Annotated in this window: 19 protein-coding genes; 14 read left to right on the top strand and 5 right to left on the bottom strand. The window is 65.6% G+C overall.

Translation table 11 applies throughout. The features are described from left to right. The first annotated feature begins 76 nt into the window (after nucleotides 1-76). Both C4E04_RS10735 and C4E04_RS10730 read left to right on the top strand, forming a co-directional pair. Nucleotides 77-802, top strand: coding sequence for a cytochrome c biogenesis CcdA family protein (locus tag C4E04_RS10735; protein ID WP_109597454.1), 726 nt, complete (start codon nucleotides 77-79; stop codon nucleotides 800-802). A gap of 628 nt (nucleotides 803-1,430) precedes the next feature. Then, entirely contained in the window at nucleotides 1,431-3,098 is a 1,668-nt protein-coding gene (locus tag C4E04_RS10730) for a cadherin domain-containing protein (RefSeq protein WP_162559355.1), read from the top strand. A gap of 44 nt (nucleotides 3,099-3,142) precedes the next feature. Here the strand turns inward: C4E04_RS10730 and recG are convergent, their stop codons facing one another. After that, on the bottom strand, nucleotides 3,143-5,260 hold the full coding sequence (recG, locus tag C4E04_RS10725) for an ATP-dependent DNA helicase RecG (protein ID WP_109597451.1): 2,118 nt from the start codon (nucleotides 5,258-5,260) through the stop codon (nucleotides 3,143-3,145). 90 nt (nucleotides 5,261-5,350) lie between these two features. Between recG and C4E04_RS10720 the strand changes: the two genes are divergently transcribed. The 3 genes from C4E04_RS10720 to C4E04_RS10710 all read left to right on the top strand — a co-directional run bounded on the left by C4E04_RS10720 (nucleotide 5,351) and on the right by C4E04_RS10710 (nucleotide 10,138). Continuing rightward, nucleotides 5,351-5,647 carry a succinate dehydrogenase assembly factor 2 gene (locus C4E04_RS10720; RefSeq protein ID WP_109597450.1) on the top strand — a complete coding sequence of 99 codons (297 nt, stop codon included), beginning with the start codon at nucleotides 5,351-5,353 and terminating at the stop codon, nucleotides 5,645-5,647. A gap of 75 nt (nucleotides 5,648-5,722) precedes the next feature. Beyond that, a complete protein-coding gene (mfd, locus tag C4E04_RS10715; protein WP_109597449.1) occupies nucleotides 5,723-9,244 on the top strand; it encodes a transcription-repair coupling factor in 3,522 nt (1,173 codons plus the stop codon). Nucleotides 9,245-9,310: 66 nt separating this feature from the next. Further along, nucleotides 9,311-10,138 (top strand): serine hydrolase, encoded by an 828-nt coding sequence (locus C4E04_RS10710; protein ID WP_245416076.1) that lies wholly within the window; start codon nucleotides 9,311-9,313, stop codon nucleotides 10,136-10,138. A gap of 68 nt (nucleotides 10,139-10,206) precedes the next feature. Here C4E04_RS10710 and C4E04_RS10705 read toward each other — a convergent pair whose 3' ends face one another. Together C4E04_RS10705 and C4E04_RS10700 are read right to left on the bottom strand one after the other, a co-directional pair. Further along, nucleotides 10,207-10,485, bottom strand: coding sequence for a hypothetical protein (locus C4E04_RS10705; RefSeq protein ID WP_109597446.1), 279 nt, complete (start codon nucleotides 10,483-10,485; stop codon nucleotides 10,207-10,209). 125 nt (nucleotides 10,486-10,610) lie between these two features. Further along, nucleotides 10,611-12,422, bottom strand: a complete 1,812-nt coding sequence (locus C4E04_RS10700) for an extracellular solute-binding protein (RefSeq protein ID WP_109597445.1) — start codon at nucleotides 12,420-12,422, stop codon at nucleotides 10,611-10,613. A gap of 217 nt (nucleotides 12,423-12,639) precedes the next feature. Between C4E04_RS10700 and C4E04_RS10695 the strand changes: the two genes are divergently transcribed. Next, nucleotides 12,640-13,404, top strand: coding sequence for an invasion associated locus B family protein (locus C4E04_RS10695; protein ID WP_109597444.1), 765 nt, complete (start codon nucleotides 12,640-12,642; stop codon nucleotides 13,402-13,404). A 71-nt stretch (nucleotides 13,405-13,475) separates the two neighbouring features. Here C4E04_RS10695 and hspQ read toward each other — a convergent pair whose 3' ends face one another. Then, nucleotides 13,476-13,805 (bottom strand): heat shock protein HspQ, encoded by a 330-nt coding sequence (hspQ, locus tag C4E04_RS10690; RefSeq protein WP_109597442.1) that lies wholly within the window; start codon nucleotides 13,803-13,805, stop codon nucleotides 13,476-13,478. A 191-nt stretch (nucleotides 13,806-13,996) separates the two neighbouring features. Between hspQ and C4E04_RS10685 the strand changes: the two genes are divergently transcribed. Further along, complete coding sequence (locus C4E04_RS10685) at nucleotides 13,997-14,965, top strand: AEC family transporter (RefSeq protein ID WP_109597441.1); 969 nt, start codon at nucleotides 13,997-13,999, stop codon at nucleotides 14,963-14,965. Here C4E04_RS10685 and C4E04_RS10680 read toward each other — a convergent pair. Continuing rightward, nucleotides 14,962-16,170: a UbiH/UbiF family hydroxylase gene (locus C4E04_RS10680; RefSeq protein ID WP_109597440.1), complete on the bottom strand. Its 1,209-nt coding sequence runs from the start codon at nucleotides 16,168-16,170 to the stop codon at nucleotides 14,962-14,964. The two genes, C4E04_RS10685 and C4E04_RS10680, sit on opposite strands and share 4 nt — an antisense overlap. A gap of 208 nt (nucleotides 16,171-16,378) precedes the next feature. Between C4E04_RS10680 and C4E04_RS10675 the strand changes: the two genes are divergently transcribed. The 7 genes from C4E04_RS10675 to C4E04_RS10645 all read left to right on the top strand — a co-directional run bounded on the left by C4E04_RS10675 (nucleotide 16,379) and on the right by C4E04_RS10645 (nucleotide 23,459). Next, nucleotides 16,379-17,923, top strand: a complete 1,545-nt coding sequence (locus C4E04_RS10675; RefSeq protein ID WP_109597439.1) for an ABC transporter ATP-binding protein — start codon at nucleotides 16,379-16,381, stop codon at nucleotides 17,921-17,923. After that, on the top strand, nucleotides 17,913-18,989 hold the full coding sequence (locus C4E04_RS10670; protein WP_109601014.1) for an ABC transporter permease: 1,077 nt from the start codon (nucleotides 17,913-17,915) through the stop codon (nucleotides 18,987-18,989). Before C4E04_RS10675 ends, C4E04_RS10670 begins: the two co-directional genes overlap by 11 nt. Beyond that, nucleotides 18,986-19,903, top strand: coding sequence for an ABC transporter permease (locus tag C4E04_RS10665; RefSeq protein WP_109597437.1), 918 nt, complete (start codon nucleotides 18,986-18,988; stop codon nucleotides 19,901-19,903). The genes C4E04_RS10670 and C4E04_RS10665 overlap by 4 nt, the downstream gene beginning before the upstream one ends. A gap of 93 nt (nucleotides 19,904-19,996) precedes the next feature. Then, nucleotides 19,997-21,070: a BMP family ABC transporter substrate-binding protein gene (locus tag C4E04_RS10660; protein ID WP_109597436.1), complete on the top strand. Its 1,074-nt coding sequence runs from the start codon at nucleotides 19,997-19,999 to the stop codon at nucleotides 21,068-21,070. Nucleotides 21,071-21,151: 81 nt separating this feature from the next. Continuing rightward, nucleotides 21,152-21,802: a bifunctional nicotinamidase/pyrazinamidase gene (pncA, locus tag C4E04_RS10655; protein WP_109601012.1), complete on the top strand. Its 651-nt coding sequence runs from the start codon at nucleotides 21,152-21,154 to the stop codon at nucleotides 21,800-21,802. A gap of 147 nt (nucleotides 21,803-21,949) precedes the next feature. Then, nucleotides 21,950-22,912, top strand: a complete 963-nt coding sequence (gene lipA / locus C4E04_RS10650; protein WP_109597435.1) for a lipoyl synthase — start codon at nucleotides 21,950-21,952, stop codon at nucleotides 22,910-22,912. 10 nt (nucleotides 22,913-22,922) lie between these two features. Further along, entirely contained in the window at nucleotides 22,923-23,459 is a 537-nt protein-coding gene (locus tag C4E04_RS10645; protein ID WP_162559354.1) for an AAA family ATPase, read from the top strand.

Raw genomic sequence — 23,459 nt, 5'->3', positions numbered from 1 at the left:
GCCACGTTCACAAGGCGGCGATTGCGCCTCGTGTCGCCTTTCCTGTGAACGGACGAGAGGCTAGAAAGCCCCCATCATGCTTAGCGTCTCCTTTCCGGCCGCGGCCCTCGGCGGCCTCATTAGCTTCCTGAGCCCCTGCGTCCTGCCGCTGGTGCCGCCATACCTGTCCTTCCTGGCCGGAACCACCTTCGACCGCCTGAGCGCGGGGGACGATGCGGTACGTCGCCGGGCTATGACGGCGGCGCTCCTCTTCGTGGCGGGTTTCTCGACCGTCTTCGTGCTCCTGGGCGCCACCGCCTCGGCCCTGGGGCAGGCGGTGCGGCAATATCTCGACGTTCTGAGCACGCTCGCGGGCATCGCCATCATCGTGATGGGCCTGCATTTCCTGGGGCTTTTCAGGATCGCACTGTTCTACCGGGAGGCGCGGTTCTCGGTAAACCGGCCCGTGGGCCTGTGGGGCGCCTACGTGATGGGCCTCGCCTTCGCGTTCGGCTGGACGCCCTGCATCGGCCCGGTTCTCGCTGCCATCCTGGCGGTGGCAGGATCGGAGACGAGCGTGTCCCGCGGCGCCCTGCTGCTCGCGGCCTATTCGGCGGGCCTCGGTGTCCCGTTCCTGCTCGCCGCCTTCGCGATGAAGCCCTTCGTGGCCTTCATGAAGCGCATGCGCTCGCATTTCGCAGTGGTCGAGAAGGTGATGGGCGTCCTCATGGTCCTGACCGGCATCGCGTTCCTCACGGGCTGGATCGCCAACGCGTCCTTCTGGCTCCTGGAGACCTTTCCGATCCTGGGGCGGCTGGGCTAGGCGGGCCTGCGCCATCGCGCCGCCGGGCGTAACCTTGCGGGATCTGGCGTGATCCATTAACGATACATCATATCGTTAATGGGGGCTTGTCCCCTCCGCCTCGGAGACGCCGCATGGCCACTACCTATATCGTGACGCCCGAGACCTCCCTCGAGGCGACGGCGGACAATACGCCGGCCCTTACGATGGAAAAGGACGATATCCTCTTTGTCGACGAGGGTGCCTATTCAGGGCGACGGGGGCGGCGTCCTTCGGCGTCTATGTCCAGAGCGCCGCGACCGCCGCTGTTCCGACGCGCCTCACGATCAACGGTGAGGTCTACGGAAAGCTGCGTGGCGCAATTGCGGTTAGCGGCCCTTCGTACATCGCCATTGGGGCAGAAGGGTACGTCCACGCAGACCCGAATTCAGGTAGCGTTACTAGAGCTTCGACCATCAGTCTCATTGGCCCGTCGATCATCGAGAATGCGGGCCACATCAGCTCGCTGCAGTCTCAAGCGATCAACTTCTCTGGGCAACGCCCAACCGACAGTCTCGTGCTCACCAACACAGGAATCATCGAAAGTCGGCTAGCCGTCGATTTTCCAGGAAATCAAGATTATGCCATTTATGCCTCGCTCGGGGATGACGTGATCACCAACAGCGGAACGATCAAGGGCATCGTCGATCTCACGAAAGGCAATGATACCTATCACGGGGAGCTGGGCAGCGTTCTCTTTGGATATATTAGTCTCGGCGACGGGCAGGATTCCGCCTATGGCGGCGCCGGCACCGAGGTCTTCTATGGCGGCCTCGGCGATGACCTAATCGATGGCGGCGGCGGCCTCGACACTGTCGCCTTCGACCATGCTGCGACGGTCGACCTGCGCCTCACCACCGCGCAGAACACCGGCGAGGGGATGGATACTCTGATCCATATCGAGAACCTCACAGGATCCGCCGGAAAGGACACCTTCATCGGCGACGACGGCGCCAACCGCCTCGAGGGGCGACACGGTGACGATACCCTGACCGGCAATGGCGGCAACGACGTCCTCCTGCCCGGAGCGGGCAACAACGTCGTGGATGGCGGCGCCGGCATCGATACGGTCTCGTATGAAGACCGAACATATGGCGTGATCATCGATCTCAGCCTGGCGGGGCCGCAGGCGGTCGGGCCGAACCATACCGATACGCTGCAGAACATCGAGAACGTCATCGGCGGAGAAGCCGGCGACCTGCTGAAAGGTGATGCGGGCAACAATGTCCTGACCGGCGGCAAAGGCGACGATACCCTCGACGGCCGCGGCGGCGTCAACACGGCGGTCTTCTCCGGCAAAGCCGCCGATTACTCTATTCAAAGCCTGGAGGGGGGAGGACTCTTTTTCAAGGTGCAGGACAAAGTGTCCGGCCGCGACGGCACCGATACGCTCAGCAACATCCGCTTTGCCCAGTTCGCCGACAAGACGGTCGTGCTCTCCAACACCGCGCCCGCCAGCCTCACCCTGTCGGCCTCCGCGGTGGCCGAGAACACGCCCGCCGGCACGACGGTCGCCACCGTCTCGGCCACGGATGCGGACGGCGATGCCATCACCTATGCGCTCACCGATCCGACCGGCACGTTCAAGCTCGACGGCACGAAGCTCGTGCTGCTCAAGGCGCCCGATTACGAGACCGGCCCGCACGCCTATGAGCTCACCCTCACGGCGACCGATGCTTACGGTCTTGCCCGCTCCGAGACAGTGACCGTCACGGTGACCGACGTGGCCGACACGCCCGCCGGCGGAGGGGGCGGCTCGTCCGGTGGGGCCGGCAACCCGTCCGGCCCGGTGGCGCTGAGCCTGCGCGGCACGGCGCGGGTTGACCGGCTCACCGGCGCGGACGGCCACGATGTGCTCAAGGGGCTGTCCGGCCATGACAGGCTCTACGGCGGGGCCGGCAAGGACGTGCTGTATGGCGGCGCGGGCCAGGACATCTTCGTGTTCGATGCCAAGTTCAACAAGAAGACCAACCTCGACAAGATCGCCGACTTCAATGTGAAGGACGACACGCTCTGGCTGGAGAACAGCCTGTTCAAGGCCAACAAGAGCCTCTATGCGGCGATCAAGAAGGGCAGCGAGGCCAAGCCGGCGAAGATGGCGAGCAAGTTCTTCACGGTGGGCGACAAGGCCAAGGATGCCAACGACTTCTTCATCTACGACAAGAAGACGGGCGTGCTGTCCTATGATGCGGATGGGTCCGGGTCGAAGGCTGCGGTCGAGATTGCGACCCTCAAGAAGGGCCTCAAGCTGACCGAAAAGGACTTCTTCTTTGTCTGACCGTACCTCCCGCGTGCTTTCGCCCACGAAAATAGGATGCGATGCTATCCCGCCCTTAAAAGCCGGATCGCCGAATCTCGCTCGAAAAGGTAGAGCAGCACCCGCAGGGCTTGGCCACGTTCGCTGGTGAGCTCCGGGTCGCGGTCCACGATCAGGCGCGCATCGTCCCGCGCTGCGGCCAAAAGGTCGCCGTCGCTCTCAAGACGTGCGAGCCTGAAGCCCGGAAGGCCGGATTGGCGCGTGCCCAGCACCTCGCCTTCGCCACGCAGGCGAAGGTCCTCCTCGGCGATCCGGAAGCCGTCCTCGGTCTGGCGCATCATTTCGAGCCTTGCCTGCGCGGTTTGCCCGAGGGGGCCCTTGTAGACGAGCAGGCAGGTCGACGAGCGCGACCCGCGGCCGATGCGGCCGCGCAGCTGGTGGAGCTGCGCCAGCCCGAAGCGCTCCGCGTGCTCGATCACCATGATGGTGGCCTGTGGAACGTCGACCCCCACCTCGATGACGGTGGTGGAGATGAGAATCTTGGTCTCTCCCTTCGAGAAGCGCTCCATGGCGGCGTCCTTCTCGCGGCCCGGGAGCTTGCCGTGAACGAGGCCCACCTGGTCCCCGAAAATGCTCTGCAGCTGCTCGAACCGCTCCTCGGCGGCCGCGAGGTCCAGGGTCTCGGATTCGCCCACCAGCGGACAGACCCAATAGACCTGATCGCCGTTGGCGACAGCCCGGCCGATTCCGCCGATGACCTCGTCCAGCCGCTCGATGGAGATGAGCTTTGTGGCGATGGGCTTGCGGCCCGCCGGCTTCTCGTCCAGCACCGACACGTCCATGTCGCCGAAATAGGTGAGCGCGAGGGTGCGCGGAATCGGCGTCGCGGTCATGACCAGGATGTCGACCGCCTCGCCCTTGGCGCCCAGCGCAAGGCGCTGATGGACGCCGAACCGGTGCTGTTCGTCCACCACCGCAATGCCGAGGTCGTGGAACGCGACACCCTCCTGAAAGAGCGCGTGGGTGCCGACGGCGATCTGGACGCTGCCATCCGCAAGGCCCGCCAGGACGGCCCGTCGCTCCGCGCCCTTGTCCCTGCCGGTCAGCAGCGCGATGGTCAGGCCCGCCTCGCGGGCCATGGGGGCGATCCGCTCGAAATGCTGCCGCGCCAGGATTTCGGTCGGCGCCATGAGGGCGGCCTGCCGGCCCGCCTCGAGGGCGCTCGCCATGGCCAAGAGCCCGACCACGGTCTTGCCGGAGCCCACGTCGCCCTGGAGCAGGCGCAGCATCTTCTTGTCGGCGACGAGATCCCGGCGAATATCCTCCACGGCCTTCTCCTGGGAGCCCGTCAGGCCGAAGGGCAGGGCGCGCTTGAGCTTTTCCACCAGATGCCCGTCCCCGGCATTCACGCGGCCGGGCAGGCGGCGCATGCGGCTGCGCACCAGGGCCAGGGCGAGCTGGGACGCGAGAAGCTCGTCATAGGCCAAGCGCCGGCGCGGGGGCGACTTGGCGAGGGCTTCGTCCGTCAGGGCCCGAGGGTCGTCAGGGCGGTGGAGGAGCGCCAGAGCCTGGGCCATGGGCGGCAGCGCATTGCGGGCGAGCCAGGCCGGATCCTGCCATTCGGGCAGGGTTGGCAGCCGCTCGAGGGCCGCGCCCATGTAGCGTCCGACCATGCGGGACGAGAGGCCCTCCGTCAGGCCGTAGACCGCCTCCACGGCCGGAAGGTTCTCGATGCCGCGCTCGTCGAGGACGCGGTCCGGATGGACCATCTGGCGCATGCCATCCCAGAGCTCGATCTTGCCGGAGACATAGCGGCGCTGGCCGAGCGGCAGGAGCTTCTCCAGCCGCGCCTTCTGGCCATTGAAGAAGACAAGCACGACGTCTCCCGTCTCGTCCTCCACCAGCACCCGGTAAGGTGCACGACGCCCCGGCGGGGGCGGGCGGTGGGCCGCGACCGTCACCGAAAGCGTCACCGGTTCCCCGATGGGAGCATCCGCGATGGAGCCCTTCATTTCCCGGGCGATGCCGCCGCTGGGAAGATGAAAGAGCAGATCCATCACGCGGGTCGGGCGGCCGGGCTCGCCCAGCAGCCGGTCCAGCAGGGGCGCAATCTTGGGGCCGACGCCCGGAAGAGTGGAAGCCGGTGCGAAGAAAGGGTCGAGAATCGAAGGACGCAATGACATGGGAACGGGTGTGCAAGACTGATCCGGAGGGTTATATAGCCGCCAAGCCGCCCCAACGCGACGCCATTCCTGAACAAATGGAGAATCTGCATGAGCGGAACGACACGCACGAGCGCCGATCTCGACGTCCGCCGGAAGAGAACCTTGTACAGGGCCTGGCATCGCGGCATGCGGGAGATGGACCTCATCATGGGCCGCTTCGCCGATGCGGAGATCGGCACCATGTCGGACGCGGACCTGGACGAGTTCGAGCGGCTCATCGAAGTGCCGGACCGGGACCTGCTCGCCTGGATCACTGGAGAGGCCGACACGCCCGAGAACTACGATAGCGCCGTGTTCCGCCGGCTGAAGGGCTTTCATTCCCATACCAGCCCGATCCACGCCTGACATCGCCTCGAACCTTTTAGGACGTCCGAACCGGGCCCCTTGGCTCGCGTTTCCTCATTCTTTGGCCGAACCTGCATGAAACCCGTTCTGACCCGTGCCGTCGCCGCCCTCGAAAAGGGCCTGAACCTGACTCTGGCGAGCGTTCCGGACGGCTTCGACGCGCTTGCCGTCGCCGACCTCGCCCGGAGCCTGTCGGGCAAAGCCGAGGGACCGGCCGTGCTCGTCCACGTGTCGCGGGACGGGTTGCGGCAGCAGAATTTCGTCAACGGTCTCGGCTTCATCGCACCCGAGATCGAAATCCTGCCGTTCCCGGCCTGGGACTGCCAGCCCTACGACCGGGTCTCGCCCAATGCCGGCGTGACCGCCCAACGCATGACGACCCTGGCGCGGCTGACGCGCTCGAAGACCTCGGAAGAGCGCCCGCGTATCCTCTCAACCACGGTCAACGCCCTGGTGCAGCGCGTCCCTCCGCGGGCGCGGATTGCGGCCGAGACCTTCTCGGCGGCGCCCGGGAACGTGGTCGACACGAAGCTTCTCGTCGAGTGGCTCGAAACCAACGGCTTCTTGCGCACCGGGACGGTCCGTGACACCGGCGAATACGCGGTGCGTGGCGGTATCATCGATCTCTATCCGGCCGGACTGCCGAACCCCGTCCGGCTCGACTTCTTCGGCGACGCGCTCGAGTCGATTCGCTCCTTCGATCCTGAGACGCAGCGGACCGTGGGAACCCTGCGCTCCCTCGATCTCGTGCCCATGAGCGAGGTCCAGCTCACGACCGAAAGCATCAAGCGCTTTCGGCAGACCTATGTGGCGGCCTTCGGGGCACCGATGCGGGACGACCGGCTCTACGAGGCGATCAGCGAGGGCCGGCGCTATCCGGGCCTCGAACACTGGCTGCCCCTGTTCCACGACCATCTCGATACGCTCTTCGACTACGTGGCGGGCGTGCCCTTCGTGTTCGATACCCTGGCGGACGATGCGGCAGCGGAGCGCCTGTCCCAGGTTCAGGATTATTACAACGCGAGGCGGGAGGGGCTCAGCCAGAACCAGCCCGGCGTCGCGCCCTATCGGCCGCTTCCGCCGGACGCCCTTTACCTTAAGCCGGACGAATGGGCCGCGCGGGCCGCTGCCCTGCCGCTCGCCCGGCTGACGCCCTTCGCAATGCCGGAAACGACCGAGCGCCTCGTTCTCGACTGCGAGGCCCGGCGCGGGCGCAATTTCATCGCCGAGCGGGCGGACGAGAACGCCAACGTGTTCGAGGCGGTTGTCCGCCACATCCGCGACCTTCAGGCCGCCGGCAAGCGCGTTATCCTCGGCGCCTGGTCGGAAGGCTCCCGCGAGCGGCTGACCCATGTCCTCCAGGACCATGACCTGCGCCAGACGAGCCACGTTGCGCGCCTGTCCGACGCGCTGGCCCTGCCACGCATGGAGATCCCGGTCGGGATCTGGAGCCTGGAAGCGGGTTTCGAAGCCGGCGACCTCGTGGTCATCAGCGAGCAGGACATCCTCGGCGACCGGCTGGTGCGGCAGAAGCGCAAATCCCGGCGCCCGCAGGACTTCCTCACCGAGGTGGCGGCCCTGACGCCAGGGGACCTGGTGGTCCATGTGGACCACGGCATCGGCCGGTTCGAGGGTTTGAGGACCATCGAGGCGGCAGGCGCCCCCCACGACTGCCTGGAGCTCCACTACGCCGGAGGTGACCGGCTCTTCCTGCCTGTCGAGAACATCGAGCTTCTGACCCGCTACGGGTCCGAGGAGATGGAGGTCCAGCTCGACAAGCTCGGCGGCGGCGCCTGGCAGGCGCGTAAGGCCCGCATGAAGCAGCGCATCCGTGAGATGGCGGGTGCGCTCATGAAGATCGCCGCTTCCCGCATCCTCAAGGATGCGCCACGCCTTGCGCCTCCGGACGGTCTCTACGACGAGTTCGCGGCCCGCTTCCCCTACGAGGAGACCGAGGATCAGCTCAATGCCATCGACGCGGTGCTGGACGATCTCGGCTCCGGCCGCCCGATGGACCGTCTGGTCTGCGGCGACGTGGGCTTCGGCAAGACGGAAGTTGCGCTCCGGGCCGCCTTCGTGTCTGCCATGAACGGCAAGCAAGTCGCCGTGGTCGTTCCGACGACGCTCCTGGCCCGCCAGCATTTCAAGACCTTCACGGAGCGCTTCCGCGGCCTGCCGCTCAACATCGCGCAGGCCTCCCGCTTCGTGCCCACGGCCGAGATGAAGAAGGTCAAAGAGGGACTGACTGACGGGTCAGTCGACATCGTGGTCGGGACCCACGCGCTTCTCGGCAAAGCGATCAAGTTCAAGGATCTCGGTCTGATCGTTGTGGACGAGGAGCAGCATTTCGGTGTCGCCCACAAGGAGCGCCTGAAGGAGCTGCGCGCCGAGGTCCATGTGCTGACCCTGTCGGCGACGCCGATCCCGCGCACTCTCCAGCTCGCGCTCACGGGCGTGCGGGAATTGTCCCTCATCACCACGCCGCCCGTCGACCGCCTGGCGGTGCGCACCTTCGTGACGCCATTCGATCCGCTTCTGATCCGCGAGGCGCTCTTGCGCGAGCGGTATCGGGGCGGGCAAGCCTTCTACGTAGTGCCGCGCCTCGACGATCTCGGCGAGGTCAAGGCCTTCCTGGACAAGGAGGTGCCGGAGGCGAAAGTGGCAGTGGCCCACGGCCAGATGGCGGCGGGCCAATTGGAAGACGTCATGACGGCCTTCTACGAGGGCAAGTACGACGTGCTGCTCTCCACTACCATCGTGGAATCGGGCCTCGATATTCCGACCGCCAACACGCTCATTGTCCACCGGGCGGACATGTTCGGCCTGTCCCAGCTCTACCAGCTGCGCGGGCGCGTGGGCCGCTCGAAGACCCGGGCCTATGCGCTGTTTTCCGTGCCGGCCAACAAGCCCATGACGGTCCAGGCCGAGCGGCGGCTTAAGGTCCTGCAGAGCCTCGACACGCTCGGCGCTGGCTTCCAGCTCGCCTCGCACGACCTCGACATCCGCGGCGCCGGCAACCTTCTCGGCGAGGAGCAGTCCGGCCACATCAAGGAGGTCGGCTACGAGCTCTATCAGCAGATGCTGGAGGAGGCGGTGGCCCAGCTCAAGGCCGGCATCGAAGAGCCCGCCGAGGACCAGTGGTCGCCGTCCATCGCAGTCGGGGCCCCCGTGATGATCCCAGAGACCTACGTGCAGGACCTCCAACTGCGCCTGGGTCTCTATCGCAGGCTTTCGACCCTGGAGACGGACGACGAGATCGACGCCTTTGGCGCGGAGCTCATCGACCGCTTCGGACCCTTGCCGGCCGAGGTCGGCCAGCTTCTCAAGATCATGTCGATCAAGGTCCTGTGCCGCCGTGCCAATGTCGAGAAGGTCGATGGCGGACCGAAGGGGATCATCGTCTCCTTCAGGGACAACTCCTTTGCGAACCCGGCCGGGCTTGTATCCTACGTGGCGGAGCAGGGTTCCTTCGCGAAGGTCCGCCCGGACATGAAGATCGTGTTCATCCGGGAGGTCGAGGGCGCCGACGATCGCATCAAGGCCACCACATCCATCCTCCGGAGCCTCGTGCGGATCGCCGAGAAGAAGGCAGCCTGACGCATGGGGGAGGGCCGGGGAGTTTTCCCAGGCACGTGCTGGGCCATCGTGGACGGCGGCAGGGTCGTGGCTTCCCACGATGCGGACCTTCTCGTGCCGTGGTGGAGTTTTACCAAGACAGTCCTGGCGGCGGCCGCGCTCACCCTCGTCCGGGACGGCGCCCTGCCCCTCGACGCAGCCTTGCCGGGGCGGCCCTATACCTTGAGGCAATTGCTCCAGCACCGGTCCGGCCTGACGAATTACGGCGAGCTCGCCGCTTATCACGCAGCCGTCGCGAGTGGCGATGAGCCGTGGTCCTTCGAGGAATTATGCGGCCAGCTGGATGCGGACCGGCTACTCTATGAGCCGGGACACCGCTGGCACTACTCCAACATCGGCTATGCGTTCGTGGCTCGCCTGATAGAGGAGCACCTGCAGCTTCCCCTCGACTCGGCGCTGCGCCAGTGTGTTCTCAGGCCCCTCGGCATCGAGGGAGCGCGAGTTGCCGCGACACCCGAGGACCTTAACGGCGTTACGATGGGCGCAGCGGGATATCATCCGGGCTGGGTCTATCACGGCCTGTTGGTGGGGACCGTTGCGGAGGCAGCTCTACTCCTTCATCGCCTCTTCGAGGGGCCATTGCTGCCGGATGCGCTAAGGGACGAGATTGCGACGCCCTTTTGCCTCCCTGGACCGATTCCCGGGCGCCCCTGGATCCAGCCTGGCTACGGGCTCGGAATCATGTGCGGCGAGATGACGGCCGGGTCCGTGGCGGGCCACACGGGCGGAGGGCCGGGAAGCACGATTGCAGTCTATCGTGCCCTTTCGGCTTCAGGCCGGACGGCGGCGGTGTTCAGAACTGCCGAGGACCAGGGGATCACGGAAGGGCAGGCGCTCGGCCTTCTACATGGATGATTCTCAGCGGTCGGGACCGGCGACCGCCTGGGCTCCGAGCTCATTCTGGATCATCGTCAGGGCGCCGCTCACGCCCCCCGTGATAAGGACCGGCACACCGCTCGGGATAGAGTGCTGCGTAGCCGGTGGGCGAGTTCGAGGAAACGGCGGCGCTCAGCCCAATTGGCATGGCGCGGCATCTGGAGCACCACGGCAGCCGGGCTCGGCATGGTCGCCAGGACGTCGTCAGCCGCCTCGTAGGGGGCCGTGACGCTGGCATAGCCCATGCCGGCGAGTTCTGCCGACAGGGCGCCGTCTGGTTCGCGCTCACCGTTATCGACGACGAGAACCTTCTGCAATCCGGTCATTTCGGTTTCCTGCAGCGAAGCTTGGCGGCATGGGAGGGTACGCCGTCAACGTGCGACGGGACCATTTGTTTCATACGGGAGATGAACCGCAATGGAACAGCCAAGCTAATCCCGACGGTCTTTACCTATCGGGTTTGCCACCACCAAGTGTCGATATTGGTACCCAGGAGGGGGAGCCTCTCGGGACGTTTCAGACCTGCCCGGTGGGCAAGCCATTGATCGTTCAGGTAAAACAGCGGCACCACGTAGAAACCTGAAAGAAGGGCACGGTCCAGGGCACGAACGGCGGCGACGAAATCCTCCCGGGTTCTTGCTTCCAGAAGGGCGTCGATCATCCGGTCGACGGCTGGGGAGGCTGCCCCCGAATAATTGAGGGAGCCTCCGCGCTGGGCGGCCGCCATGCTCCATCTGTTCCGCTGCTCGTTACCGGGTGAGGCCGAGGCGGGCCAGACCCATTGCACCATATCGAAATCGAAGGTGGACAGGCGCCGCCAATACTGCACGTCGTCCACGAGCCGAACACGGGCCGTGATGCCGATCCGGGCGAGGGACTGAGAGAAGTTGAGGGCCATCCTCTCCTGCTGGCGGGAATTGACGAGCATTTCGAACGTGAAGGGCTCGCGGCTGCCTTTTCGCCGGAGGATGCCGCTCTCCAGCGCCCAGCCGGCCTTGTCGAGGATCCGCAGCGCCTCACGGGCCTGATCCCTGTCGCGGCCGGAGCCGTCTGAGGAGGGCGGCGCCCAGCGCCCCTCGAGAATGTCCTCTCTGACCGCGCCTGGGAAAGGCGCCAGGAGCGAGAGTTCCTGCTCGCCTGCCGGACGCCCTGTGGAAGACAGGTCCGACCCGGCGAAGTAGCTGCCCGACCGGGTGAGGAGGCCGTAATACAGGTTCCGGTTTACCCACTCGAAATCGAACAGGTGGCCGAGAGCCTCCCGCACGCGCACGTCCGAGAAAAGGTTGCGACGCGTATTGAAGACGAAGCCGTTCATTCCCTTTGGGGTGCGGATCGGCAAGGTTTCCATGACGACCCGGCCGTCCCGGACGGCGGGAAAATCGTATCCGGTCGACCACCGGTCCGGGTCTCCTTCCAGCCGGTAATCATAAAGTCCCACCTTAAAGGCTTCGAACATCGTATTGGCATCACGATAGAAATCGTAACGGATCTCCTCGAAGTTAAAGAGCCCGCGCATGATTGGCAGATCCTTGCCCCAGTAATCCTGCCGGCGCTTCAGCACGACCCGCTCTCCTGGCCGCACTTCGGTGATCTCATACGGCCCTGAGCCCACGGGCGGGGTCAGGGTCGTCTTGTCGAAGGCCCCCGGATCTGTCGCGTGAGCCGCGAAGATCGGCATCATGGCGATGTTGAGGGGCAGTTCCCGATCATTGGAGCCGGTGAGGTCGAACCTGATCCGATGAGGATTCTCGATGGCGACGGCCCGGACCTGCCCGAGGCTCGAACGGTAGAAGGGTTTTCCGTACTTGCGCAGCAGCTCGAAGGTGAAACGCACATCCTTGGCCGTGAGCGGCTGCCCGTCCGAAAAGCGGGCTCGGGGGTCGAGATTGAACGTGACGGTGCTCCGGTCCTCCGGGATCTCGGCCGAGCGGGCGACCAGCCCGTAGACCGTGAATGGCTCGTCCATGGAGCGCATCATCATGCTCTGGAGGACGTAGCGCGGCACCACATCGGGCGCGACGCCCAACACGATCAGCGGATTGAGGCTGTCGAAACTGCCCTGGAGCGCAAGGGTGATTCGCCCGCCGCGGGGGGCATGGGGGTCCGCATAGGGCAGGTGAGGGAAGCCTTCCGGCAGGGCGGGCTCGCCGTGCATGGCGATTCCATGCCGCGCCGGCTCGGCCGAAACGGCAGGCGCCAACCCCGCTAGAGCCATGCTCGATGCGGCGAAAATTCCCAGGATTGCGAGACGCAGGAGCTTCATGGCCCTTCGGTTCCGGGGCGGCAGAGGGGTGGAATATTATAAAGAAAGTTGCCCGGAGCGACTGGAAACCTAATCCACGAAAGGTTAAAGGAGCGCGACCCGTCATGTCTTCGCCTTAATCGGCAAAGATTCACCGTCCCCTTGAAGGTTACATCCCGCGCCGAGTATACGGCCAATCCAGAAGCCGACCTTTCGACTGAAATAGAGGATCTACGACATGTCATTCGCGACCCGCCTCGCGAGCCTGGGGGGTACCCGTGGCCTGACCGCCGCCATGGCGCTCGCCCTGAGTGCAGTGCCGGCTCTGGCGCAGACGAAGCCCGCCGCTCCCGCCAAGCCCCCGGCCGCCACGCAGAGCCAGCCGGCTCAGCAGCAGCAGTCCCAGAATACCGGACCGATGGTCGTGCAGGTGAAGGCTGAGCCTTCCCAGCCGGACTGGACGAAGGTCTGCGGCAAGGACCAGGGGAGCAACACCGAAATCTGCTACACGACCCGCGACTTCGTGTCTGACCAGGGCCAGCCGGTCCTGGCGGTAGCGCTCTATGACGTGAAGGGCCCCCAGAACAAGAAGATCGTCCGCTTCCTCATGCCGCTCGGCCTGCTCCTGCAGCCCGGCATCCGCTTCGCGGTGGACCAGGGTGGGCCGACCGACGGCAAATACGCCATCTGCTTCCCCAACGGCTGCTTCGCGGAAGCCGAGGTGAAGGACGATTTCGTAGCCGCCATGAAGAAGGGGCAGAACCTCAACGTGAGCGTCCAGAACCAGGCGGGCCGCCTCGTCACCTTCGCGGTGCCGGCAGCGGGCTTCGGCAAGGCCTTCGACGGCCCGCCGATCGACCCGAAGGTGCTCGAAGAGCAGCAGAAGAAGCTGCAGGAAGAACTCGAGAAGAAGAGCGAAGAGCTTCGCAAGAAGCTCGGTGGCGACGCCTCGGCGGCACCCGCCGCTCCGGGAGCCCCTGCGGCGCCCGCTCCGAAGCCGTAAGGCACGGGCGAACAACACAAAAACGCCGGGCGAAAGCCCGGCGTTTTGCTTTTTGGCTGTAAGGGCTGGCGCTAGTGCGCCAGGATGGGTTTGGCCCGGTAGCGACCCCTCTCGTCCCGGTCGAACAACTCGCCGATCATCGGGTTGCGCAGCGGCTCGGCCGAAGAATCCGGCACGAGGTTCTGCTCCGACACATAGGCGATGTACTCGGTCTCGGCGTTTTCGGCGAAGAGGTGATAGAAGGGCTGCTCCTTGTCCGGCCTGATTTCTTCGGGAATCGACAGCCACCATTCCTCGGTGTTGTCGAATTCCGGATCCACGTCGAAGATCAGACCCCGGAACTCGAAGAGCCGGTGCTTCACCACTTGGCCGATCGCGAATTTGGCGAAACCCGCTTTCATGACTTGAACTCCATGACGGGGATATAGAGACCCCGGCTCAATTCTCCAAACCGCAAGGCGTCACGATCCCGAGACCGGTTTTTGGCGCGAGGGTTGCGATCCCGTCTGGCGCGACCTTCTCCTGCGGCATTGCTGCATCCCATGAATCCCGCCAGAAGACGCCTTGAGCGATTCTGCCACGGGAGCCCGCGATGTCCGACCTGCTCGGGCTGATCAACCTTCTTGCGCCCTTTTTCGGGTTGATCGGCCTCGGTTTCTTCTGCGGCAGGGTCGTGAAGCAGCCTGAAGCCGGGCTCGCCTGGATGCAGTTCTTCCTCATCTATGTGGCGCTGCCCTGCCTTTTCTATCGCCTCATCGCCGACAAATCCCTGGACCAGTTGACCAATTGGCCTTTCGTGCTGGCCACCACGACTGCGACCTTCTGCGCCTTCCTCCTCTCTTTCGCAGCCGGCTGGCGGCACACGCGGGATCTGGCCCAATCGGTCATGCAGGGGGTAGCGGGATCCTATTCGAACGTGGGCTATATGGGCCCTCCGCTTGTCCTGGCGGCCATCGGGGCGGCCGCCAGTGCGCCGGTCGTCCTGATCTTCGTGTTCGACAACCTGCTCCTGTTCACGCTCGTGCCGCTGCTCATGTCCATGGCCGGGCTCGAGAAGCTCACCCTCGGCGCCACCCTCCGGCGGATCGTATGGCGGATCCTCACGCATCCCTTCAACGTGGCGACGGCGCTGGGCGTCGCGGCGAGCACTCTGCACCTGAAGCTTCCCTCGGCGCTTGACCAGATGGTGACATGGCTCTCCGGCGCGGCGGCGCCCTGCGCTCTGTTCATCCTCGGCGTGACGGTCGCGCTCCGGCCGCTCTGGCGCATCCCCGGGGAGGTGCCAGCCCTCGTCGTCGTCAAGCTGGTGCTGCATCCGTTCCTGGTCTGGTTCCTGCTCTCGGCCCTGGGGGATTTCGGGCCCGTCTGGACCTATGCGGCCGTGACCATGGCGGCCCTTCCGCCCGCCCTGAACATCTTCGTGATCTCCACGCAGTACAATATCGGCGTGGAGCGCGCCTCCGCCTGCGTGCTCGTGGGAACCGTGGCGTCCACGATCTCCCTGACGGCCTTGCTCTACCTGATCCGGATCGGGGCGCTGCCCTATGATCTCTTTCCTTAAGCCGCCGATGCGTCCTGCATGAGGCGGGGTGCGCCGAATCGGGGCAGCACTCCCTCGCGCATCACGGCGCGGCGGAGGGGACCGATGCTGCTCAAGGTGAGAAGCCCCGCGCCACGGAGGAAATCCGTCGGCAGGAGGCCGGCCAGAAGGGTCCGGTTCAGGCTGTCCACGGCGGTCGTCCGCAGGCGGACGTCGAAGTCCCGGCCGCGCTGGTAGCGGCCGAGCGCATCGTCGGAGCCGGGCTCGTGGCCGTCGTCGCCGGCATCCACCACCGCGTCCCGAAGCGCCGCAACGTCCCGCAGGCCCAGATTGAGCCCCTGCGCGCCGATGGGCGGAAAGACGTGGGCGGCCTCGCCGACGAGAGCGAGCCGGGTCGTCCCATAGCGTGTGACGGACAGGCCCGACATGGGCACGAGGCCGCGAGGACCGTCGATCCGCATGGCTCCCAGCATCGACTGAGCCTGGCGCTCGATGGCGAGGGCAAGGCTCTCGTCATCCAGTGCCGCCAGCCGCTTCGCCTCCTCGGTTTCCGTGACCCAGACCAAGCTCGAGCGCCGGCCGGGCAGGGGGACCAGCGTGAAGGGCCCGTAGCGGGTATGGAATTCGGTCGAGGCGTCCCGGTGGTCCCGCTCGTGGGCCAGGAGCGCCGTGACGGCCGATTGCGGATAGGACCAGGTTTTGGTCTCGATACCGACAGCCTGGCGCAGCTTAGAGTTCCGGCCATCTGCCGCCACCACGAGGCTGCCCGTCAGCGGACCGCCCCCCGAAAGAGTCACGGTCGCGCCATCCGGCGCGGCCGTAAACCCGACGGCCTGATGGGGGATCAGGGTCAAATTTTCGTGACGCCCGGCAGCCGCGGCGAGCTTTTCCACGAGCGTCACGTTCTCGATATTCCAGCCGAAGGCATCGAGGCCGATCTCGACGGCCCGGAAAGCGACCGGCGGAGGGCGGAAGAGGCTGCCCGTATCGTCGATGATCCGCATGGTTTCGAGGGGAGCCGCCTCCGGCATCACGTCCGGCCACACGCCCAGGGCCTCGAGGAGGAGGATGGACCCGTTCAGGAGCGCGACCGTGCGCCCATCCCGCCTTGCGTCCAGCGACCCGACCAGAGCGGTCCGGTACCCGTCACGGGCGAAAGCGAGGGCTGCACAGAGCCCCGCAGCTCCGGCGCCGACGACGATGATGTCATGGGTTCGATCGGACACGTGCCTCCTCCTCTCGGAACCGTAAATGGACAGGGCCGGGACCCACAATAAACGAAGCCTTCGCCATTGCCGACCGGCACGGCTCTTCCCTATGATCCCTTACCCGGAGGAAGTCGATGCCGAAACGGGCTTGCGGCAGGCCGCGCAAGCTGACATGTCGGTTTCGTATCGGTGGCCTCTCAAACCCTCTAAGCCAGAGTCGTAGTGCGTGACGGCAGACGTTTCATCTTCGCGGCCTCTCGTTGAGCTCAAGGGCATCAGCAAGCGCTACGGCGACCTCCTGGCCAATGACCAAATCGACCTCGTCATCGACCGCAGCGAGATCCATGCGCTCCTGGGAGAGAACGGCGCCGGCAAATCCACGCTGGTCAAGATCCTCTACGGGGTCATCGAGCCGAGCGCCGGCGAAATCCTCTGGGAAGGGAAGCCGGTCACGATCTCGTCTCCGGTCGAGGCGCGGGCGCTGGGCATCGGCATGGTGTTCCAGCACTTCTCCCTGTTCGACGAGCTGACCGTCGCGGAGAACATCGCGGTCGCCCTGTCGAGCGACTGGAGCCTCACCCGGGTCCGGGCACGCCTGGGCGACATCAGCCGGGCCTACGGGCTCGCCCTGGAGCCGGACCGGGCCGTGTGGACCCTCTCGGCAGGCGAGCGGCAGCGCATCGAGATCGTGCGCTGCCTTTTGCAGAACCCGCGGCTTCTCATCCTCGACGAGCCGACCTCCGTGCTCACTCCGCAGGAGGCCGAGCATCTCTTTGTCACCCTCGACAAGCTGGCGGCCGATGGCTGCTCGATCCTCTACATCTCGCACAAGCTCGAGGAGGTCCGTCGCCTATGCCGCCAGGCGACGATCCTGCGCGGTGGACGCGTGGTCGGAACGCTCGATCCGCGCGCCAAGAGTGCCCGGGAGATCGCTGCCCTCATGGTCGGCACGGAGGTGGGCGAGGTCCGCTCCGGCCTGCCGCACCAGCCCAGGGGCGAAATGCTCGAAGTGCGCGACCTCTCCATGCCGGCCGGGGGCCTGCACGGTCAGCCGCTTCATTCAATTGACCTCAGCGCCCGCGCCGGCGAGGTGATCGGGATTGCGGGCGTCGCCGGCAACGGGCAGAGCGAGTTCTTCGCGGCTCTCTCGGGCGAGAGAACTGCGAGCCGGCCCGATTCGATCCGCATCGCGGGTAAGAATTGCGGCACTGACGGGATCGACGCCCGTCGCCGTCTGGGGGCGGCTTTCGTTCCCGAGGAAAGGCTCGGCCATGCGGCCGCTCCAACCCACCGGCTCAGCGAGAACACGCTCATCTCGCACGCGACCGCGGAGGTGAGCCGGTCCGGTTTCATCCTGCTCGACGCGGCCCGACGCCTGGCGCAGTCCATCGTCCGAGGCTTCGACGTCCGTACCCCCGAGAGCGACCCCCAGGCACGCAAGCTCTCCGGCGGCAACCTGCAGAAATTCGTGATCGGCCGGGAGATCATCCGGCGGCCGAAGCTGTTGGTGGTCGACCAGCCCACCTGGGGCGTGGACGCGGGAGCGGCACGGCTGATCCGCCAGGCTCTCGTGGACCTGGCCAGCGAGGGCAGCGCCGTCGTGGTCATCAGCCAGGACCTGGACGAATTGTTCGAGATTGCCGACAGGATGGCTGTCATCCACCAGGGCCACCTGAGCCCCTTGAGAAATATCGGCGAATGGACCAAGGAGGCGGTTGGCCTGGAAATGCTGGGAGAAGCGCAGGTGCATGGGGCGTCTCATGCGATTTGAGTTGACGCCGCGCGCCTCCATCGCCCCGGGCATGCGCGCTCTCGCCCCCATCCTGGCTTTCGTGACATCCTTCCTGATCGCCGGGATCGTGATCTGGCTCCTCGGCCGCTCCCCTATTGCGGCGTTCGATGTCTATGTGATCCAGCCCCTGAGCGACCCATGGTCGATCCAGGAGCTTCTGGTGAAGGCGACTCCGCTCGCCCTCATCGCCATCGGCTTGTCCTATTGCTTTCGGGCCAATCTCTGGAACATCGGCGCCGAGGGGCAATATGTTGTCGGCGCCGTCCTCGCCAGCTGGCTGGCCTTGCGGACACATGGGACGGACGCAGGCGCCTGGGTGCTTCCGGCGATGATCGTCCTCGGGATCCTGGGCGGCATGGCCTGGGGTCTCATCCCGGCCTTCCTGAAGACCCGGTTTGGGGTCAACGAGATCCTCACCAGCCTCATGCTGGTCTATGTGGCCCAGCTGCTGCTCGATTATCTGGTGCGCGGCCCCTGGCGGGATCCGAAGGGCTTCAACTTCCCGCAATCGGTCACTTTCGATCCCTCCGCCACCCTGCCGACCATCGCCGAGACCAGCCGGGTCCATTACGGAGCGGTCTTCGCGCTCGTGGCAGTCATCGTGACGGCACTTGTGGTGGGCCGCACCCTGTTCGGCTACCGCCTGAAGCTGACAGGCGACGCACCCCGGGCGGCGCGCTTCGCCGGGTTCAGCGCCAAGAGCACGACGCTTGCGGTCTTCGCCATTTCGGGAGGCCTCGCGGGTCTGGCAGGGATCAGCGAAGTGGCCGGGCAGATCGGTCAGCTCCAGCCCTCCATCTCACCCGGCTACGGATTCACGGCCATCACGGTCGCGTTCCTAGGCCGGCTCAACCCCTTCGGAATCCTGGTGGCGGCGCTCGTCGTCGCCTTGACGTTCATCGGCGGCGAGAGCGCGCAGATCCTGCTCAAGCTGCCGCTCGACCTGACGCAGGCCTTCCAGGGCATTCTGCTCCTATGCGTGCTCTCGGCCGACGCCCTGGTGAGCTACCGCATCCGCATCGTCGGCCGGGGAGGGGGAAAATGACCACGTTCGAGGCCATCCTTCTCACCATCGTCACGGCATCGACGCCGCTCCTCATCGCGGCGCTCGGAGAGCTCGTGACGGAGCGCTCGGGCGTCCTAAATCTCGGTGTCGAGGGCATGATGGCCATGGGAGCTGCATGCAGCTTTGCGGCCGCCGTGACCTTCGACTCGACCCTGCTCGGTGTGGGCGCAGGCATCCTGGCAGGAACTGCCATGGCGACGATCTTCGCCCTGGTGGTCCTCGGCTTCGCGGCGAACCAGGTCGGCTCCGGCCTCGCGCTGACCATCCTCGGTCTCGGCCTCTCGGGCCTCATAGGCGCGCCCTTCGTGGGCGCCCGCCGCAACCCCGTGGAAGCAATCTCCATTCCGGGATTGAGCGACCTGCCAGTGATCGGCCGGCTCTTTTTCGAGCAGGATCTCTTCGTCTATTCGTCGATCCTGCTCACCATCGCGGTCGCGTTCTATCTCGGCCGGACCCGGGCCGGGCTCGTCGTTCGCTCCATCGGCGAGAACCATACGTCGGCCCACGGGCTCGGGCTCCCGGTGCTCCGCACGCGGTTCCTGGCGATCCTGTTCGGAGGCGCCTGCGCCGGGCTCGCAGGGGCCTATCTGGCCCTCGTCTATACCCGCTTCTGGTCGCCCGGCATGACGGCGGGGCGCGGATGGATCGCGCTCGCCCTCGTGGTCTTCGCCGCCTGGCGGCCGGGCTGGATTTTGGTGGGTGCCTATATTTTCGGCGCTGCGACCGTCCTCCAGCTCCATGCCCAGGCCGCCCAATTCGGCGTACCGTCGCAGCTGCTCTCGGCAGTTCCGTACCTGGCGACCATCCTGGCGCTGCTCCTTCTGTCCCTGCGCCACGGCCGCGCCATCGGGGCTCCGGGATCGCTTGGAACACCTTTCGTGCCTGACCGGTGAACAAACCGATGTTATTGTGGGCACGGAGACACTTGCGGGAAATATTCAGACCTGCGACGAAAGCCTGAAAGTCGAAAACCCAGGGGAGCCAACATGTCCTTTCGTACCATTCTCGGCGCAGTCGCGGGCGTAACCGCCCTCGCTCTTGCGGGCAGCGCCGCCGCGCAGGAGAAGCTCAAGATCGGCTTCATCTATGTGGGCCCGGTCGGAGATTACGGCTGGAGCCACCAGCATGACGTGGGCCGCAAGGCCATCGAGAAGGCCTTCGGCGACAAGGTCGAGACCACTTTTGTGGAGAGCGTCCCGGAATCCGATGCGGAGCGTCCCATCGAGCAGCTCGCCCGGACCGGCCACAAGCTGATCTTCACGACCTCCTTCGGCTTCATGGAGCCGACCCTGAAGGTCGCCAAGAAGTACCCGAACGTGAAGTTCGAGCACGCCACAGGCTTCAAGCGGGCGCCGAACGTCTCCACCTACGCGGCCAAGTTCCACGAGGGTCGCTACATCATCGGCCAGATCGCCGCCAAGATGTCCAAGTCCGGTACCATCGGCTATGTGGGCGCCTTCCCGATTCCGGAAGTGGTCTCGGGCATCAACTCCTACTTCCTCGGCGCCCAGTCGGTGAACCCGAACATCAAGATTAAGATCGTCTGGGCCAATTCCTGGTATGACCCGGCGAAGGAGGCCGATGCCGCCAAGGCGCTCCTGGACCAGGGCGTCGACGTGATCGCCCAGCACACGGACAGCCCGGCGCCGCTCCAGGCCGCCGAGGCTCGGGGCAAGTTCGGCTTCGGCCAAGCCTCCGACATGGAGCAGTTCGCCCCCAAGGCGCAGCTCACCGCCATCGTCGACAACTGGTCCGACTACTACGTCGCCCGGACCAAAGCGGTTCTCGACGGCACCTGGAAGTCGGAGGACACCTGGGGCGGTCTTGCGGCCCACATGGTCGTGATGTCTCCCTACAAGAACATGCCCGACGACGTGAAGAAGATGGCCGAGGAGACCGAGGCGGCCATCAAGTCCGGCAAGCTCAACCCCTTCAAATGCCCCGTCGTGAAGCAGGACGGCTCGGAGGTCGAGTGCAAGGGCGGCAGCGCCCTGTCGGACGAGCAGATCCTCAGCATGAACTTCTACGTGAAGGGCATCGACGACAAGCTGCCTCAATAAGGCATTTTGCATGAGCTGGGGCAGCCGGGCGACCGGCTGCCCTTTTATTTTGAGAGATTTCCGAACTTCGGGGAGAAGGCCATGGCAGAACAGGCAACCATCGTTCCCACGGACCGCGACATCCTCATCGTCACGGACGTGCAGTACGACTTCCTTCCCGGCGGGGCCCTTGCGGTTGCTGGCGGTGATGCGATCATCGAGCCGATCAACCGGCTCGCTGGGGCCTTTCGCCACGTGCTCCTGACGCAGGATTGGCACCCGCCGGGACACGCCTCCTTCGCGTCAACTCATCCGGGGCGTAAGCCGTTCGAGACCGTGGAGCTTTCCTATGGCACCCAGGTTCTTTGGCCGGACCATTGCGTCCAGGGAACGAGGGGCGCGGAATTCTCGGCGGATTTGCGAATCCCCCACGCCCAGCTCGTCATCCGCAAGGGTTACGATCCGGCCATCGACAGCTATTCGGGCTTTCTGGAAGCAGACCGGAAGACCGCCACGGGGCTTGCCGGCTACCTGAAGGAGAGGGGATTCGAGAGGGTCTTCTGCACGGGCCTCGCGACCGATTTCTGCGTCGCCTGGACGGCGCTGGACGCACGGGCCGCCGGGTTCGATACCTATGTGATCGAGGATGCCTGCCGCGCCATCGACACCCATGGCTCGCTGGAGCGCGCCCTGCACGACCTGAAGAAGGCCGGCGTCCATCTCATCGACAGCACCCAGATCGTGGCGGCCTGACCGTCTGACCTGATCGCGGATGCCCCTCGGCCGGGCTGGCCGTGCCCGGACGCGGCCCGGCCATGCATGCGCGGGATTTGCGAAAGGACAACGAAACCCTTAAGTCATCCGGGATATGCCTTTCGCCTCCGCTCAAGGTTCCGCTACATGGCCGTCGTTCTCGACCTTCTGACCAAGGACAACCGTCCCCGCCACCCGGAAAAGGCGCACCGGCCGGACCAGCCGGTCCAGCAGCGCAAGCCGGACTGGATCCGCGTGAAGGCGCCTGGCTCGCCCAAATGGGCCGAAACCAACCGGATTGTGCGCGAGAACAAGCTCGTCACCGTCTGCGAGGAGGCCGGCTGCCCGAATATCGGCGAATGCTGGGAGAAGAAGCACGCCACCTTCATGGTCATGGGCGACACCTGCACGCGGGCCTGCGCCTTCTGCAACGTGAAGACCGGCCTGCCGGAGGCGCTCGATCGCGAGGAGCCCGAGAATGTCGCGAAGGCCGTCGAGAAGCTCGGCCTTGAGCACGTAGTCATCACCTCCGTGGACCGGGACGACCTGCCCGATGGCGGTGCGCAGCATTTCGCCGATGTGATCCGGGCCATCCGGGTCCGCTCTCCGAAGACCACAATCGAGATCCTCACCCCCGATTTCCTGCGGAAGCCAGGCGCCCTCGAGGTCGTGGTCGCGGCAAAGCCCGACGTCTTCAACCACAATTTGGAGACGGTGCCGTCCAAGTACCTGAAGGTGCGGCCCGGTGCGCGCTACTTCCACTCCATCCGCCTGCTTCAGCAGGTGAAGGAGCTCGACCCGACCATCTTCACCAAGTCCGGCATCATGGTCGGCCTCGGCGAGGAGCGGAACGAAGTGCTCCAGCTCATGGATGACCTGCGCTCGGCCGAGGTGGATTTCATGACCATCGGCCAATACCTCCAGCCCACGAAGAAGCATCACCCGGTCATCCGCTTCGTCACGCCGGACGAGTTCAAGGCCTACGAAACCACAGCCTATGCCAAGGGGTTCCTTCTCGTGTCGGCAACGCCGCTGACGCGCTCCTCCCACCATGCGGGCGAGGACTTCGCCCGTCTCAAGGCGGCCCGATTGGGAACGCCGAAGGGGTAGGGCTCGCGCGATGCGCCGGATCCTCGTCATCGGCTCGCCGGGGGCGGGCAAGACCACGCTGGCGCGGCGCATCGCTGCGGCGCTTGGCCTGCCGCTCGTCCATCTCGACCGGGAATACTGGCGTCCTGGCTGGGTGAAGCCCGCTGATGAAGACTGGGACAGGCAGGCCGCCGACTTGGCGGAGCGGCCCGCCTGGGTCATGGACGGAGAATACTTCGACAGCGCCGACCGGCTGCTCGCCCGTGCGACGGCTGTGGTCTGGCTCGACCTGCCCGCCTGGCTCTGCCTGCCGCGTGCTCTGGGGCGGCTTGCCCTCAACTACCGAAAGGAGCGGCCGGACCTGGCGGAGGGCTGCCCGGAATATTTCAACCGGGACTACGTGACCTTCATCGGGGACATCCTCTCCTATCCGTCCCGGCTCCGACCGGGGATCCTCGCCCGCCTCGATGGCCTCAGGCCGGACCAGGACCGTATCGTCCTGCGCTCTTCCCGCGAGGTGAAAACCTTCGCCGACGGTCTGCCGTCCACGATCGCAGAGGCCGCCTGA

Source organism: Microvirga sp. 17 mud 1-3, assembly GCF_003151255.1.
Taxonomy (GTDB): Bacteria; Pseudomonadota; Alphaproteobacteria; order Rhizobiales; family Beijerinckiaceae; genus Microvirga.
The sequence above is the reverse complement of the archived record's forward strand: the minus strand, read 5'-3'. Positions and strand labels throughout refer to the sequence as shown.